This is a genomic window from Lysinibacillus sp. S1, assembly GCF_044986265.1.
Taxonomy (GTDB): Bacteria; Bacillota; Bacilli; order Bacillales_A; family Planococcaceae; genus Lysinibacillus; species Lysinibacillus capsici.
This window is the reverse complement of sequence record NZ_CP173154.1, coordinates 1,357,948-1,372,434: the sequence shown is the minus strand read 5'-3', so window position 1 is coordinate 1,372,434 and position 14,487 is coordinate 1,357,948. Positions and strand designations below refer to the sequence as shown.

18 protein-coding genes and 1 pseudogene are annotated in these 14,487 nt (G+C 35.2%); 7 read left to right on the top strand and 12 right to left on the bottom strand.

What is annotated here, in order from left to right; translation table 11 throughout:
• Positions 1-25: 25 nt before the first annotated feature.
• Together ACHZEU_RS07220 and ACHZEU_RS07215 are read right to left on the bottom strand one after the other, a co-directional pair.
• Positions 26-511 carry an NUDIX hydrolase gene (locus tag ACHZEU_RS07220; RefSeq protein WP_404804286.1) on the bottom strand — a complete coding sequence of 162 codons (486 nt, stop codon included), beginning with the start codon at positions 509-511 and terminating at the stop codon, positions 26-28.
• 19 nt (positions 512-530) lie between these two features.
• Positions 531-1,076 carry a GrpB family protein gene (locus ACHZEU_RS07215; RefSeq protein ID WP_404804285.1) on the bottom strand — a complete coding sequence of 182 codons (546 nt, stop codon included), beginning with the start codon at positions 1,074-1,076 and terminating at the stop codon, positions 531-533.
• Between the two features lie 82 nt (positions 1,077-1,158).
• On the opposite strand from ACHZEU_RS07215, the gene ACHZEU_RS07210 reads away from it, so the two are divergent.
• A complete protein-coding gene (locus ACHZEU_RS07210; protein ID WP_404804284.1) occupies positions 1,159-1,608 on the top strand; it encodes a DUF523 domain-containing protein in 450 nt (149 codons plus the stop codon).
• A 39-nt stretch (positions 1,609-1,647) separates the two neighbouring features.
• On the opposite strand, the gene ACHZEU_RS07205 is transcribed toward ACHZEU_RS07210, so the two are convergent.
• From ACHZEU_RS07205 to ACHZEU_RS07185, 5 genes are all read right to left on the bottom strand, one after another.
• On the bottom strand, positions 1,648-1,824 hold the full coding sequence (locus ACHZEU_RS07205) for a hypothetical protein (RefSeq protein ID WP_259949938.1): 177 nt from the start codon (positions 1,822-1,824) through the stop codon (positions 1,648-1,650).
• Positions 1,825-1,856: 32 nt separating this feature from the next.
• Positions 1,857-2,555 carry a hypothetical protein gene (locus tag ACHZEU_RS07200; RefSeq protein WP_048391214.1) on the bottom strand — a complete coding sequence of 233 codons (699 nt, stop codon included), beginning with the start codon at positions 2,553-2,555 and terminating at the stop codon, positions 1,857-1,859.
• Between the two features lie 18 nt (positions 2,556-2,573).
• Positions 2,574-3,446, bottom strand: coding sequence for an ABC transporter ATP-binding protein (locus ACHZEU_RS07195; RefSeq protein ID WP_115673490.1), 873 nt, complete (start codon positions 3,444-3,446; stop codon positions 2,574-2,576).
• Between the two features lie 159 nt (positions 3,447-3,605).
• Positions 3,606-4,622, bottom strand: a complete 1,017-nt coding sequence (locus ACHZEU_RS07190; RefSeq protein WP_404804283.1) for an ABC transporter permease — start codon at positions 4,620-4,622, stop codon at positions 3,606-3,608.
• Positions 4,619-5,347 (bottom strand): ABC transporter ATP-binding protein, encoded by a 729-nt coding sequence (locus ACHZEU_RS07185; RefSeq protein WP_404804282.1) that lies wholly within the window; start codon positions 5,345-5,347, stop codon positions 4,619-4,621. Before ACHZEU_RS07185 ends, ACHZEU_RS07190 begins: the two co-directional genes overlap by 4 nt.
• Positions 5,348-5,463: 116 nt before the next feature.
• Here ACHZEU_RS07185 and ACHZEU_RS07180 point away from each other — a divergent pair, with 116 nt between their 5' ends.
• Entirely contained in the window at positions 5,464-6,060 is a 597-nt protein-coding gene (locus ACHZEU_RS07180) for a TetR/AcrR family transcriptional regulator C-terminal domain-containing protein (protein WP_404804281.1), read from the top strand.
• 40 nt (positions 6,061-6,100) lie between these two features.
• Here the strand turns inward: ACHZEU_RS07180 and ACHZEU_RS07175 are convergent, their stop codons facing one another.
• From ACHZEU_RS07175 to ACHZEU_RS07160, 4 genes are all read right to left on the bottom strand, one after another.
• Positions 6,101-6,724: an ABC transporter permease subunit gene (locus tag ACHZEU_RS07175; protein WP_404804583.1), complete on the bottom strand. Its 624-nt coding sequence runs from the start codon at positions 6,722-6,724 to the stop codon at positions 6,101-6,103.
• A gap of 176 nt (positions 6,725-6,900) precedes the next feature.
• On the bottom strand, positions 6,901-7,782 hold the full coding sequence (locus ACHZEU_RS07170) for an ABC transporter ATP-binding protein (protein ID WP_404804582.1): 882 nt from the start codon (positions 7,780-7,782) through the stop codon (positions 6,901-6,903).
• A 21-nt stretch (positions 7,783-7,803) separates the two neighbouring features.
• Complete coding sequence (locus tag ACHZEU_RS07165; protein ID WP_404804280.1) at positions 7,804-8,439, bottom strand: TetR/AcrR family transcriptional regulator; 636 nt, start codon at positions 8,437-8,439, stop codon at positions 7,804-7,806.
• Positions 8,440-8,615: 176 nt separating this feature from the next.
• Positions 8,616-9,476: a hypothetical protein gene (locus ACHZEU_RS07160; protein WP_404804279.1), complete on the bottom strand. Its 861-nt coding sequence runs from the start codon at positions 9,474-9,476 to the stop codon at positions 8,616-8,618.
• Positions 9,477-9,761: 285 nt separating this feature from the next.
• On the opposite strand from ACHZEU_RS07160, the gene ACHZEU_RS07155 reads away from it, so the two are divergent.
• The 5 genes and pseudogenes from ACHZEU_RS07155 to ACHZEU_RS07135 all read left to right on the top strand — a co-directional run bounded on the left by ACHZEU_RS07155 (position 9,762) and on the right by ACHZEU_RS07135 (position 13,988).
• Complete coding sequence (locus ACHZEU_RS07155; RefSeq protein ID WP_404804278.1) at positions 9,762-10,127, top strand: hypothetical protein; 366 nt, start codon at positions 9,762-9,764, stop codon at positions 10,125-10,127.
• Positions 10,128-10,578: 451 nt separating this feature from the next.
• Positions 10,579-11,151 (top strand): class I SAM-dependent methyltransferase, encoded by a 573-nt coding sequence (locus ACHZEU_RS07150; RefSeq protein WP_048391198.1) that lies wholly within the window; start codon positions 10,579-10,581, stop codon positions 11,149-11,151.
• Complete coding sequence (locus tag ACHZEU_RS07145) at positions 11,151-11,738, top strand: DedA family protein (protein WP_048391197.1); 588 nt, start codon at positions 11,151-11,153, stop codon at positions 11,736-11,738. Before ACHZEU_RS07150 ends, ACHZEU_RS07145 begins: the two co-directional genes overlap by 1 nt.
• 53 nt (positions 11,739-11,791) lie before the next feature.
• Entirely contained in the window at positions 11,792-12,493 is a 702-nt protein-coding gene (locus tag ACHZEU_RS07140; protein ID WP_048391196.1) for a response regulator transcription factor, read from the top strand.
• A pseudogene (locus ACHZEU_RS07135) lies at positions 12,477-13,988 on the top strand (sensor histidine kinase). The gene ACHZEU_RS07140 and the pseudogene ACHZEU_RS07135 overlap by 17 nt, the downstream one beginning before the upstream one ends.
• Before the next feature lie 4 nt (positions 13,989-13,992).
• On the opposite strand, the gene ACHZEU_RS07130 reads toward ACHZEU_RS07135, so the two are convergent.
• The gene (locus ACHZEU_RS07130) at positions 13,993-14,298 is read right to left on the bottom strand and encodes a hypothetical protein (RefSeq protein WP_404804277.1); all 306 of its coding nucleotides are present in this window, start codon (positions 14,296-14,298) and stop codon (positions 13,993-13,995) included.
• Between the last annotated feature and the right edge of the window lie 189 nt (positions 14,299-14,487).

The window sequence follows — 14,487 nt, the reverse complement described above, 5'->3', positions numbered from 1 at the left end:
TTGCATGGACGAGGCTTATTTATTATTAGACAGTCGATGTTTGTTCAATTGGTGCTGAAGAGATATTGACTAATTTCTTGTCTTGATATGTAAAAATATAATCATAGTTAGTTGTTTCATTGAGCATCTTAGGTAAATAATATTTTAAGTCCGCAATACCTACATTTTCAGGGTGTAAAATCCAAGTAAGCTCCTTCCAATCAAGAATGCCCTCAGCAACCTTTATCGGTGTTACATATGGAAAAGATTCAGGTAGTTCCGCTATAAACGCATACATACAGCCATAGTTAACAACGCCAKCTGTCCAKGTAATCTTACCCTTATAGGTAATATCCTCAACCGTAATGCCTGTTTCTTCTTTAATTTCTCGTAAGGCACCAGCTAATGGTGTTTCATCCTGTTCAATTTTGCCACCAACACCATTCCATGCGCCCATCCACTGAGGCTTATCTCTATTCAATAAAAGGATATAATCACCTTTCTTCAGAAAACAAATTGTAAATTCAGCCAAGTTTGTTCCTCCCTTTTCTTTAGTTATCTGAATTGGCAGGAGACCAGCCAGTCTGCTGACTCCAATGATTTGCTTGTTTTAAAATTTCCCATATGATCGATTCTTTAGATTTTGTATAAAGTTGACGATTATATAGGTATTTCTTAGCCAATTCATATTTTACCTGCTCATAGCGACGACAGTAATCTGGATGACGGCGCAAAAAATCTCGAAATAATAAGGCTAGCTGCTCTGCCCAACTACCAGCCTGTCGAACATGAATATGTACTCGTCTATCTCCAGGAGCCTCTCGAAAATAGCGTTTAGACTTGTCTGGATTTTCTGCTCGATAACTTAAACCTAGAGATTCTAATGGAGCTTTAAATGCTGCCAATGGTGTAAACGATGTGACGGATATTTGTATATCAATTACAGGCTTTGCTGCTAGCCCTGTTACAGCAGTTGAGCCCATATGATCAATTCTCAGCGCTATGTTTCCTAAGGCCTCCCTTAATTGACAGCCTATGCTATGAAATTCCTTAGCCCATTCATCTGTATAAGGTAAAATCAAAATAGGATCAGGCATTTTATCTCCTCCCTTGGTCTTCATAATTATTGTAGCATGCGTGTTATAGTGGAATAAAGATAGTAGAGGGAGTGAGAAAACGATGATTTTAATAAGTGCTTGCTTAGCAGGTTTAAATGTTCGTTATAATGGCACAAACAGTCTAGATGAAAAAATACAAAAGCTTGTGTTAGAAAATAAAGCTGTCACGATTTGCCCAGAGCTGATGGGAGGCTTTTCAACGCCCCGCGAACCGGCTGAAATTGTAGGTGGCAATGGACAAGATGTACTTGATGGCAACGCAACAGTGGTTGAAAGTTCTGGACGAGATGTCACAGATTTATATCTGAAGGGAGCCTATGCAGCMTTACAAAAAGCACTTGAGGTAGGGGCAAMTCATGTCATTTTAAAGGAATATAGCCCATCCTGTGGCAGTKCAAAGATTTATAACGGTGCGTTTAATGGAACAAAATTAGCTGGCGAAGGAGTAACTACGGCATTGCTTCGAAGAAACAATATCGTCGTGCTATCTGAAGAGAATTTTTTTGAATGATTAAAGAGAGGCCCCTAAACTAGTAGGGGCCAAATTTATTTATTCAACAATTAATATGCGAGGCGACGTTTTAGCAATTATTTTGGTCGAAATCCAGCCGCCAAAAATGGCAGCTATATGTGAATCAAACTGATTAACACTTAAGTAGTCCCTTATAATATTAGCTATATCATTTTCGTCTTCAACAATTAGTACTTTGATGTTCCCGTTGCTCATACATACTATCTCTCCTTAGTAAGATGTCTAAATCATTTTCTTCGGTTGACTAGGAAAAAAAACAAAACAATGATAAGGAATGCATAGATTATAATCCATGTGTATTGCCAATAAAAAACGTTGGGTATAACTTCAATTTGATCGCCCACACTCATCATTTCTAATGAAAAATGAAGAGGAGGAAGTAACCAAAGAAGTCCAGTTAGAATAGAATCTTTTAAAGTAGCGATCACGACAGAAATAATAAGGATGCCTATTACACCCCACCACGTATTTCGCCTATTTTTCACGAGTTCCCTAGTAAATAAAGCAGTGAGTGCAATGGCAAGTAACGATAAACTAAAATGAGACAAGAAACCTAGTAAAATATGTAATAGTTTGGGCTTCTCAAAAAATGCCTCTATTAGGATAGGATAGATGACAGAAACACAGCTTAGGCTAAAGGCAAGCAGCCCACAAATGATGAATATCCCTAAATTGTAGTCTATTGTTTTTCTCGTATGAAGGGTAGTAATCATTTTTTGTCCTTCATCTTCAGCATGAAATAATGTAACAGTAAACCAGCCCATTAAAAAAAAGAGCACAAGAGATGTAAATGAATAACTATCTAATATTGGATTAGGGACAAAAGTATAATTAACGATAAGACATAGAATGAAGATTGTAAAAGGTGGAACGTATTGATAGGTTCTTAAATAATTTATCAATTGATAACGTACTAAACTGCTCATCTTTTTCGATTCCTCCTTTCAAAAATGAGAAGAGAATTGTTCTTTTTTGTAGTGGACAGTAGCTAAATATTTAATTGAAGCATTGTGTTGTAATAATTTCAGTAAAATTTGATCTGAATCCTTTGCTGGAACAATCGTCACTATTTCATAATGTCCATTCACTAAAAGTTGTTGTTGTTGAATCTCTATCGAAGGTATGATTTCATCGAGTAATGATAGGCTAGCAATCTCAAAAATTAATCGATGCGTTGGATTGCGATCGAAACCCTCTATCTGAATGATCGTATTCTCTTGAATAAGTAAAACGGAGTCTACAAGGTTTTCGAGTAATTTGGTTTCATGACAGGTTAAGAGGATACTGAGTCCTTTGCTTCTTACTCTAGCTAAGATTTGTTCGAAATCATTTTGTGCCTTGGCATCAAGTCCTGACAATGGTTCATCCATTATCAGTAGATCAGTTTCTTCTAGCATCGCCTGCATAATCATCACCTTTTGCTTCATCCCTTTAGAGAAATGGACAATCCTTGTATCTTTTTCCTCTTTTAGTTGAAACATCTCAAGTAATTCTTCTATCTTCTGCAAAAGCTGCTTTTTAGCCATACCTCGTATACAGCCCATGTGATAAAGATATTCTTGAGGTGTAAATAAAATATGAGAAGGAGTTGTTTCTGGTACATAGCCAACTTTTAAAGACGTTTTATGCTTCACAATAGAACCACTGTCGGGTTTAATGAATGCTGCAATAATCTTGAGTAAAGTGCTTTTTCCAGAACCATTTTTCCCCACTAGAGCAATGATTTGATTGGACGCAATTGAAAACGATACATTCTCTAAAATTTTTTTCCCATTGTATTGTTTACAGATGTTTTGTACTTCCAAAATAGTAGTCATCTTCACACACCTTTATTTTTGGATAATTCTTCTCCATAAAATAATTATAATGAAAATCGACCATTCACTTCAATTAAATTGGTTATATTTCCTGTTTTTAGTTATTTCAGTTACATAAAAAAGCTCTGCTTTTTAAATAGCAGAACTTTTAAGGATTGATTACAACGAACGATATTTTTTTAAACTGATAATATTTAACGTAATGAAAACAATGGCAAAACAAGCAAGAATGCTGAGATTCACTATAATATCAGAAAGTGAATAACCTTTATACATCACACCATTCAATGCGTCCGCAGCATAGTATAGAGGCATGATACGCCCAATGTTTTGAAGCCATTCCGCCATACTATCCAGCGGGAAAATACCCGAAAAGAACACTTGAGGAACAATAACAAGCGGAATAAATTGCATCATTTGAAATTCTGAAGCGGCAAAGCTAGATAGCAACGCACCTAAGGATAACGAGACAAGAGCAACCATCATATTGATGAGTAGGACAAGCCAGATGGAGCCTACATGGACAATATCGAGCACATAAATACCAAACAGGACGATAATAATTGTTTGCAGGAACGCAAATAAACCATAGCCAACCATATAGCCTGCTACAATTTCTGAACGTTTAATCGGTGTCGCTAGTAAACGCTCCAATGTTCCAGAAGTACGCTCCTTTAATAAGGCAATGCCCGTAATTAAAAAAACAAAGAAAAAAACAAAGAAGCCAATGAGCATAGGACTAAATATATCAAAAATAGCCGTATCCTGATCACCATAAACATAGTCCGTTTTCATACTGCCTATAGAGGCTTGTGTAGGCTGTAAGATTTGAGCAAGTTGCATCATTAAAGCCTTTGCCAGAGAAGGATCATCATTTAATAAAGTTAACTTACTAACATTTTGCTCTACTGCTAGCCAACCATTATACTCTTTATCTTGTAGCTGTTTTTTTGAAAAATCATTGTCCACGATAATGGTAAAATCAGTCTCTTTTAATTTGTCGATCAATGGGGCGGGCGCATTAGAGACCACAAGTGTGACGGAAGCCTCTTCACTATTGAAAATAAAATACATTAAGGATAAGACAAGAAGTGGGGCTAAAAATAATAAAGCAAGTGTCCGTCTATCTCTTTTCATTTGTTGGATGATTCTTGTGATGATAGCACCTATTCTCATTGAACGTCACCTCCAGCTTTTACAAACACCTCATCAAAGTCTTTTGCTTGATATTGTTCTTTTAACTCTTGTGGGGTACCCTGTGCAATAATATGTCCACTTCTCAGCATGGCCAATTGATCACATCTTTCCGCTTCATCCATCGCATGCGTCGTCACTAAAATGGTTTTTTGTTCTTGATCTTTTAAACGAATCAGTTCTTGCCAAATTTCCTTTTTTAAGACAGGATCTATCCCCACCGTTGGTTCATCCAAAATGAGTAGTTTAGGATTTTGAATAAGGGCAATAGCAAGAGATAATCGACGTTTCATTCCCCCCGAATAATTTTCTACTTTTTGTCGTAAGTCATCTGTTAAACGAACGAGGCTTGCCGCATAGGCTACTCTTTCTATTCGTTCCGCTTTAGATAGTGAATAAAGCTTTGCAAAAAAATGTAGATTTTCTTCTCCCGTTAAATCTGTATAAAGTGCATCTGATTGTGCCATATAGCCAATGTCATTTAATAATTGTTTATGAGGAACATTCAAATCTAATACTTGAATAGTACCCCTATCAGGTTTCAGCATGCCCATAATCATTTTGATTAGTGTTGTTTTACCACAGCCTGACGGACCGAGTAAGCCCATTAACTGTCCCTTAGGAACATCCAAAGAAAGGGGGGCAATAACTTGCTTATGTTGAAATCGTTTTTCGAGAGACTTAATAGAGATTGCCTGGTTGCCCATATGGTCCTCACTCCTTCACTGAACACAATGTTGATTTGATAAAAATTTTACGGTAGCATGTGAGCAAATACAATCAACAGTTTATCAGCAAGTGTTAAGTAAAGGGAGGGAAATATGTGTCTGTACATGAAAAAATGAATTTTGAAACGAAGCAAGCCATTAAAAATGCTTTTATCCAACAAGTAGAGGAGGTAGGCTTTGAGCGTGTGACTGTAAAGAATTTAGCGTTTGTAGCTGAAATTAATCGTGGCACGTTTTACTTACATTATTCAGATAAATATGATGTGATGGAGGATTTGCAGCAAGAGCTATTAATGGAGTTAGAGCGCTATGTCAAACATGTTCAGCCGTTGGATGCTTTTCAAACGTTAAAAATGGGGCAACTCTATCAGCCATTTATCAAGGTGATAACGTGTATAAAAGAGCATGCACCAGCTTTTCGTATGTTATTAGGAGAGCAGGGGAGCCCTAGCTTTACACAAAAGGTGAAAATGATCTTTGGAAGTCATATTTTAGACAGATTATCGCTTATACGCAAGGAAGCACAAGATCCAGAGTTTCAACAATACTTACAAGCCTTTATAGCATCTGCCATTTTAGGGGTCATTCAGGAGTGGTTGGACAAGGGGAAMGAGAACTTAACAGTAGAAGAAATGGTCGCTCTACATTTTCGATTAATACGTTTTTTAGGAAATGTAGTAGGTACTATTTAATGAAAACCGCTACAGCACTGGATCTGTAGCGGCTAGAAATTTAGAGATGTAAATCTCGTTTTACAAAAAAACGAATTGCTAGACTATAGCAAAGCAAGCCAATGAGGAAAAGTGTACCTAGCATCCACCAGCAAGAGCTATTTTGTTGAATTAATTGAACGGAATCGAACAATGAATAGATTGTAATGTATTGTAATTTGTCTAGTGAACCACCCATATTGCTCAGTGCCTCAATCAGATAAAAGGCAATGGGAATGCCAGCACTATAGGCATAGGATGTTCTTAAATCTTTCGTGCTGCAAGACATAAGAAAACAGAATCCACTAATGGCAAAGTGCAATAAAAATAGCCCGAAATTTAACAGCAGTAGGGCCGTTATGTCCAGCTCATTAGGGAATAATATTTCTGCAAAGACAATCATGACCAACGTAGTAACAGCAAGGAGTGTAAAAAGGCTGATGATCAAAAATAGTGCTTGTGTAAAGACAATTTTAAAACGTGTATTCGGTGTAGCGATTAAGTATGCCATCGAACCATTATCAATATAGCCCATGATGAGCTTATTGGCTAACATGATAGAAAATACCAAAGGAAGAATCATTAATAAAAATCCATATAAATAGGTGGAGWRAWATTCTWTYAASGTWKMRCSWATKMTNSYCATAYMWAMRGCTGCCATCATCTCAGGCATTGTTTCTGTTAATTTTTTTAGTGTATCCGTCATTTCTGGGTTATACATATAAATTACACTGACAATATATAGCMKTRSTMSWMYRAWRWWYATRGTGAATAGTTTAAGAGATCCCAATAACAAATGCTTGAATCACAAACAATGCCTGATTAAGCACCTCCACTTTCGTAATAATGCATAAAAATATCTTCTAGTGACTGGGAAATAACGTCTAAGTCTATAATTTTATAGTTAGATAGCGTATGGAGAAATGCTTGAAGGTCTCCCATTATAGTAATCATAACTTTTGTAGAAGAGATACGTTCAAGTACATATTCCTCATCAAGGAAGCGAGTGAGCTCTTGCTCATCTTGAAACTCAAGCATGTATTTTTTAGATTTACGTTTCTTTAAATCTGTAATGGTTTCAGTCGCCACGATTTTACCTGCATTAATAATCGCTACACGATCACAAGTTTTCTCTACTTCTTCAATCATATGAGAGGACATGAAAATGGTCGTTCCTTTGTCCTTTTCAGCTAAAATGAATTCAATAAATTTGGTTTGCATGAGCGGGTCTAAACCACTAGTAGGTTCATCTAGAATGACAATTTCGGGATGATGCATGAAGGCACAAACTAAACCAACCTTCTGCTTCATACCTTTCGACATTTTTTTTATGAGCCGAGAAGCATCTAATTCAAAGAAATGCATTAATTCCTCGGCATGTGTGTAATCATTCATCCCTCTTAACTTAGCAATAAAGTGAATAAATTGCTTACCCGTCATTTTATCAATAAACGCAATTTCTCCAGGTAAATAGCCAACAACTTGTTGGATGGTTGCAGATGCCTCCCGACAATTTAAACCGTTAATGAAACAAGAGCCCTCAGTTGGCTGTAAAAAACCCATTAAATGGCGTATGGTTGCGGATTTTCCTGCCYCATTTGGTCCTAAAAAACCGAACACTTCACCCTTTGGAATTTGTATATGAACATTTTGTATACTATAAAAATCGCCAAACTTTTTAGTTAAATGGTTTACTTCAATCATGGACACGTCACTCACCCCATTTTATTGATACAATAATGTTTTCAAAAATAGAAAATATTCACTAGCCTCTTCCATGCATTGCTCGATTAATTCATTAAAGAGCTCTTGATTATCTACATGCGCTTTTAATCTTTCCTCATAACGATGACTGATACCATCTGTTACCCATTGAATAGTATCAATTGCCTTTTTTATATCCAAATTTTCTCGGAATAAACTAGTATCAATTCCTTCGAATGCAGTTACATAAGCATTTTTTTGAAAAGCGGCATTGTAATGATTTAGTTCATCTCGTACCTCAGAGCTTGTTTCAGCATAGTCCTTTTTCAAAAAATCAAACAGCGCATGATATTGCTTCATGAGATCAATTTTAATTTTCATGATCTGTTCATAACGCTTAAAAATATCAGACTCTGCTAAATCAATTTGGCGATTAAGTGCCACGGAGAATTTAGTAGGAGTATCGTCATATAAGAAAAGATATAAATTTTTTTTACTACCAAAATAGTGATATAAAATGCCYTTKGATATATTRGCATTGCTMACAATTTTGTTTGTTGAAGCGGTAGCATAGTTATTGAGCGAAAATTCCCTTAAGGCAGCATTAATAATTGCTTGGCGCTTTTCTTCGGTTAAATTCATAAAAGCTTGATACAATTTTTTACTCCTTTCCGTCATATTTTATGCCATTATATAGAAATTGACTACTGTGGTCAATGTGATTTGGGAAAATAAAAAAGAACATGATTGTGACCATTTCCAATAGTCTCACTCATGCTCTCCATTGCTTCAGTTTACTTATCATAATAATTGTTCAATGCAATTTCTAAACGTTATTCTAAATGCTTTGAAATATAGCTTAGAACGAATTGCTCTTTGTCCATTTCAATTTGTGCGGACTTGAAAAATTTGGTGAAAAAACCGACTTTATGATTTTGGGAATATTGCTGTAATGCTTCTGTACGTAATGTAGAAACGATTTCATTTTCTATATGACGCTCTCTAATCTTTTGGACAATGTCCTTCACGCTATTTTCTTGCAGCTCGGTAATTTGATTTTGTAGATGCTCATTTTCCTGCTTTAGCTCCAACGTTTCTTTTTGAATTTCTTCCACTTGAAGGATAGAATCGGTCGAAAGACGTTGAATGTTTTTGTCAAGAAAGTCCTGATTAATGTTAACTTGTAATGTCCCTTGCTCTTCATTCGKCAAAATCTGAAAAAGAMCTGTTTGAATCATTTGCTGTAGGACGTTTCCAAGCAAATCGATTTTATGTGATAAATCCTCAGAATCCATGGTCGTTGCGGTAATTTGGTGTTTCAGCAACTGACCGTTATCATCAATACCTAGCAATAATTTAATCCCCCTTACACGATACTCATCCTTCAATAATAAAATCATGCGCAATCTCAATATAGCAGGTAGGTTTAAACGAATATTGCTATTTGTATTGGGCGAAACATTGTCAAAAATATACTGTTCAAATGGTTTTAAATAGTAGCGAAGCATGGCGTCTGTAATATCAAACCAGCCCGCGACTTCTGCAATTGTATAGTGTTTCGATTCATCGATCTCTGCTAAATACCCATCATTATAGAGGTTTTCCTCTAAAGGTGTATGTTGCAGTGCCACAAACAATGGGTCATCTTGCACAATTTCAAGTACCATTTCTTTTGTATCATTTACTTTAAGCATCCTTACACACCCCACTTTATTTTTCCCATGACTAAATGTTCCCTATATAGGTTTCTATTCGATTGGCAGCAATTGTATGCCTATTTTATGTAGGAAATAGTCATTAGAACGAAGTACCTTTTAATCTTTTATGAATCTTAAGGGAAATTGTACTGATGTTCAGGAGGAAGTTAATACAGAAGAATTACCATCCTATACATTTTATTTTTTATAGATAAAAGATTATAATTAGTGTAAAATTACACTTAAATAATCATATTATATTTTTGTGGAGGTGAAGCTGAAATGAAAAGATGTATTCAAAGTATGTTGTCGCTATTTCCATTCCCGTTTTTATTTCATTTTTACGAGTATAATAGCCACCTCTCAAACCAAGAGGCTAGCTTCTTATTTCCGTTATTTCTTTTTTTCATTATTGGAGTTGGCATAGTATCTAGAAATGATCATCTACCTTTGTTCATTGTCCTAAATTTTTTGATGACTGCTTTGTCTTTAATGKKAGGCCATTTTTTTATAGATGATGATGGAAGTTGGTTTAAGCCTTTTGGAAGAGATGTAGCCATTATCTTTGTTTCATATTTTTATGTTTTAGGGCAATTAATTATAAGAGGGATTAATATTGGAATCATAAGACATAGAGTAAAAGATTAAAATTACAATAAGTCGTATAAGAAAGGACCATGCCTTTATAAGAAGAGAGGGAAATATGATCATTACTATTGATACAGCTAAAAATGAAGATTATATTGCGATCAATCATCTTGGGGAAACGGTTACTTAAACGTTATAAAGAATGGGGAGGAGGCTACATCTATAGAATTAATTGTGTGAGTTCAATACCAATGAAATTGAATTTTATGAGCATTTAGGGATGAAGAGTGTAAAAAGAAAAATGAAGATGAATATAGAAATCAAGCAATTAAGTCACTCATGAATGAAAATGAGCGACTTTTTTGTTTTCACCGTATGAGATCGTGTTGATCTACTAGCTAAATAATGTCAATTATTAAGAAAAAGTTAAGAATTCTCCTTGCAAATCTTTAAGAAAGTCTCTTTATAGTTAAAACCATCAATAAAGAAAGCAAAGCGAGGAGACAACTAAATGCAGCTCATCACCTTCCTTACTGAATTTATAAAGCATCCAAAAACAATAGGCGCTATATCACCTAGTTCTAAGAAATTAGCGCATAAAATGGTGCAACCTATTTGCTTTGAGACGGCTCAATGCATTATAGAGCTTGGCCCTGGGATGGGGGCCTTTACAAAGGAGCTTGTGAAAAGAAAAAAGCCAGCTACATTACTTGTTCTCATTGAACATAATGCGATTTTTTGTGAGAAACTGCGTAGGCAATTTGCTCATGTAGCCAATGTTGTAGTGATCCATGGTTCAGCAGAAAATTTGAAGCAATATTTGACGGATTTGAATATCAAAAAAATAGATTATGTTATTTCTGGACTGCCATTTACATCGTTAAAGGCGGAAGTATCGTGTTGTATTTTAAAAAATGTGAGGGATTGTTTGTACAATGGAAAATTCATTACTTTCCAATATTCACTTGTGAAAAAATCATTTTTTCAAACCTATTTTCAGAATATTTCACATGAGAAAGTATGGATTAATATGCCACCAGCCTATGTATTGAGCTGTAGGCTAGGAAATACGAGGGTCAGCTAATGGAGCTAAAGGATCTTTTATTATTTATTGAACAATATGGCTATTTTGCTTTGTTTTTTAGTTTATGGCTAGGGATCATAGGCATGCCACTACCAGATGAAATGATTGTCATGAGTGGTGGTTTTCTATCGTCGCTAGGAAAATTGATCATATGGAAATCTTTCTTACTTACTTATTTAGGCGTTGTTTCAGGGCTTTCTCTAGGATTTATACTTGGAAAACTATTTGGTCATCGTGTACTCGATAAACTTGTGAAAAAGAAAAAGGCAAAGTACTTAACCAAATCACAAGAATTGTTAGATCAATATGGACACTTTGCATTAGTCCTGAGTTACTTTATTCCAATTGTTCGACATATCCTCCCTTACTTGGTGGGAATGAATAATATGTCTTTTAAAACATATGCCTTATTTTCCTATACAACAGGCTTTGTCTGGACATTGATTTATTTTACACTAGGTTTATTATTTGGCAGTCAAATTGAATATATTTCTTTGATTGCTACGAAATATGGTATGTACTTTGGGTTATTCATCGTGACTGTTAGCTGTATTTATTATTTTTATATACGGAAAATAATAAAATAGCTAAAATGGAGGAGCATTATGAATGGAAAATATTTGATTAATGGTGGGATTAGATGAGTAATGAAACAATTTTAATTGTAGATGATGAAAAAGAGATAAGAAATCTGATAGGCATTTATTTGAAAAATGAGGGGTTTCATGTGTTAGAGGCATGTGATGGAGAAGAGGGCTTACAGTTAGTAAAGAAGCATAAAGTACATTTAATTGTATTGGATTTAATGATGCCTAAAGTAAATGGCATTGAAATGTGTATGAAGGTAAGAGAAATAGCAGAAATGCCTATTATTATGCTAACTGCCAAATCTCAAGATATGGATAAGATTAGTGGTTTAACGATAGGTGCTGATGATTATGTGACTAAGCCCTTTAATCCGTTAGAGCTAATTGCACGTATTAAATCACAGCTCCGTCGCTATCTGAAAATGAGTGGCTTACATAGCAGCAATAGAGAGGAGCTGGAAGTTGGCGATTTACGTATCAATACAGCGACACATGAAGTTTTTGTTAACAATGAAAGAGTAAAGCTGACACCTAGGGAGTTTGCTATTTTGGAATTGCTTGTTAGTAACCCTGGCATTGTCATGAGTGCAGAGCAAATCTATGAAAAAGTTTGGAAAGAGGAAGCATTTCAATCGGAAAATACTGTAATGGTACATATTCGAAAAATTAGAGAGCGAATTGAGGCAAATCCAAGGAATCCACAATATATTAAAACCGTATGGGGAGTAGGGTATAAAGTTGAAAAAGTTCTCTAGGCTTTTAAAGTTCCCAAGGTTTCTGAAGCAAATTGGTGCGAAAATAAAAAATAATATTCAACGTAGCATTCGTATTCAACTATTTACAACGTTTTTATTATGTGCACTTGGCAGTTTTTTAGTGGCACGTGCAGTAGTGCCATTTTTTGAGAATAACAATGAGACAGTGATTGTGGATTATAGTGGTAGTATGAAGATGATGTATTATCATGCACAGGATACAGCAGCATTGGCAACCCAAGAAAATAGTGTTGAAGCATTAAGAGAATTGATCGATCAAGAAAATGGAAAAATAGAAAATGAGGACAATGCATTCAAAATTGTCGTCACAGATGAGGCAGGTAAGATCTTATATAAAACAAAGCAGGTAAAAGAGCAACAAATCGATTTGCATGAAGAAATAAGGCATGTCATGGGCTTTACAATGAATCAACCTTTTGAAAATGCCTATCATATGATCGAAACTTCTCGTGAAGAGTTTACTACATTAGTGCCACTAACTTTACAAGATAAAAATTATTACTTCTTTGTTAGTGGACTTCCACAAGGAGAAGCCATCACAAGTACGAATGAAGGTCCCATACCTTTTTTCATTGGTGTTATGTTGTTTATCGTATCATTTTTCTCGATAACAAAACGCAAAATGAATCAAATTGAGGCATTAGCAGAGKGGRTTMTKKAAATCRCAAAAGGAAATTTARCCTTTCGTATTGAGAAAAAARGMCAAGATARAAKTGCWTCMCWAACGRATAATGWWAATAAAATGGCAGGAGAAATTATGACAAGAATAGAGATGTAGAGGAAAAATGAGCAACAAAGAAACGGGCTTAATGCAGATGTTTTACGTGACCTTAGAACAACTCTTACCTCAATCATGGGTTATTTGCGTTTATTAAGAGAAGAGAAGTATGAGACAAAAGAGCAATATGACGAATATTTGAAAATAGCCTTTTCTAAATCCGAACAATTAAACAATTTAATAGACGATTTATTTGAATATACTAAGCTCACGAATGATAAAAATACTTTAATGCGACAACAAGTTTGTGTAAATGAGCTGCTCGAACAACTAATGGAGGAATTAGTACCGTTAGCAGAGGAGAAACAACGTATTTTTATAAAACATTTTCCAGAGAATCGAATTGTTGCTGCGCTGGATTCGGAAAAGATTGTACGAGTTTTTGATAATCTCCTCATCAATGCGATCAATTATAGTACTGCTGAAGGGAAAATTATGGTTTCCCTTGAAGGACAAGCACACCATGTGCGTATTTGTGTAGCGAATCAAAGTGATGCCTTTACATCGGTGGAGCTTGCTAGTTTATTTGAGAGATTTTATAAAAAAGATCAATCGAGAACAAATGTAACCGAGGGCTCAGGGCTTGGACTAGCGATTGCCAAAAGTATAGTGGAGCTTCACGGAGGAACGATTCACGCAAAATACAAAAATGAGACACTGTACTTTATTATCACATTGCCGTTAGCAGCTACATAACTGACTACAATGGAAGAATAGTAATGGCATGTTGTGTTTGTGTATGATGTGACAGCATGTCTTGCAGGGTTGCTAGGGTAGCTGTGTTTCTGATTAATAATTGGATTTCAGTATGCTTGTATTGTCGTTGAAAGTCCATAATATAATCTGCAATGATATGTAAATTATWTTGATTTTTAATCTCTACCTCAACGAAAAATGGCAGTGTTAAATCTGGCAGCTTAATACTGCCACCACGTCGAATCCAAATTGCTTCCTGCACATAGTAGCGGATCGGTAATTGGCGGTTACTAGCTATAAAAATATCCATAAAAAACTCCCTTCAGTGTCTAATTACAGCCTAATGGAAATGCATTCAGTCGTCAAAAGAAAACATGTAAAAATCTGATTGAAGATTTTTTCATGTTTTTTTTGTTTGTTTTTTGTTGAATTTGATTTGAATATGTCCGTTTTTTGGACTAATTGTAAAGGRCGTGTAAACATTAATTTAATCCATTGT

What these genes read in the sequence shown, in the direction of transcription:
- ACHZEU_RS07205 (WP_259949938.1), bottom strand. Translation starts at nt 1,824, where the DNA reads ATGAGCAACGGGAACATCAAAGTACTAATTGTTGAAGACGAAAATGAT.
- ACHZEU_RS07150 (WP_048391198.1), top strand. Translation starts at nt 10,579, where the DNA reads ATGCAGCTCATCACCTTCCTTACTGAATTTATAAAGCATCCAAAAACA.
- ACHZEU_RS07200 (WP_048391214.1), bottom strand. Translation starts at nt 2,555, where the DNA reads ATGAGCAGTTTAGTACGTTATCAATTGATAAATTATTTAAGAACCTAT.
- ACHZEU_RS07185 (WP_404804282.1), bottom strand. Translation starts at nt 5,347, where the DNA reads ATGGGCAACCAGGCAATCTCTATTAAGTCTCTCGAAAAACGATTTCAA.
- ACHZEU_RS07215 (WP_404804285.1), bottom strand. Translation starts at nt 1,076, where the DNA reads ATGCCTGATCCTATTTTGATTTTACCTTATACAGATGAATGGGCTAAG.
- ACHZEU_RS07190 (WP_404804283.1), bottom strand. Translation starts at nt 4,622, where the DNA reads ATGAGAATAGGTGCTATCATCACAAGAATCATCCAACAAATGAAAAGA.
- ACHZEU_RS07145 (WP_048391197.1), top strand. Translation starts at nt 11,151, where the DNA reads ATGGAGCTAAAGGATCTTTTATTATTTATTGAACAATATGGCTATTTT.
- ACHZEU_RS07195 (WP_115673490.1), bottom strand. Translation starts at nt 3,446, where the DNA reads ATGACTACTATTTTGGAAGTACAAAACATCTGTAAACAATACAATGGG.
- ACHZEU_RS07140 (WP_048391196.1), top strand. Translation starts at nt 11,792, where the DNA reads ATGAGTAATGAAACAATTTTAATTGTAGATGATGAAAAAGAGATAAGA.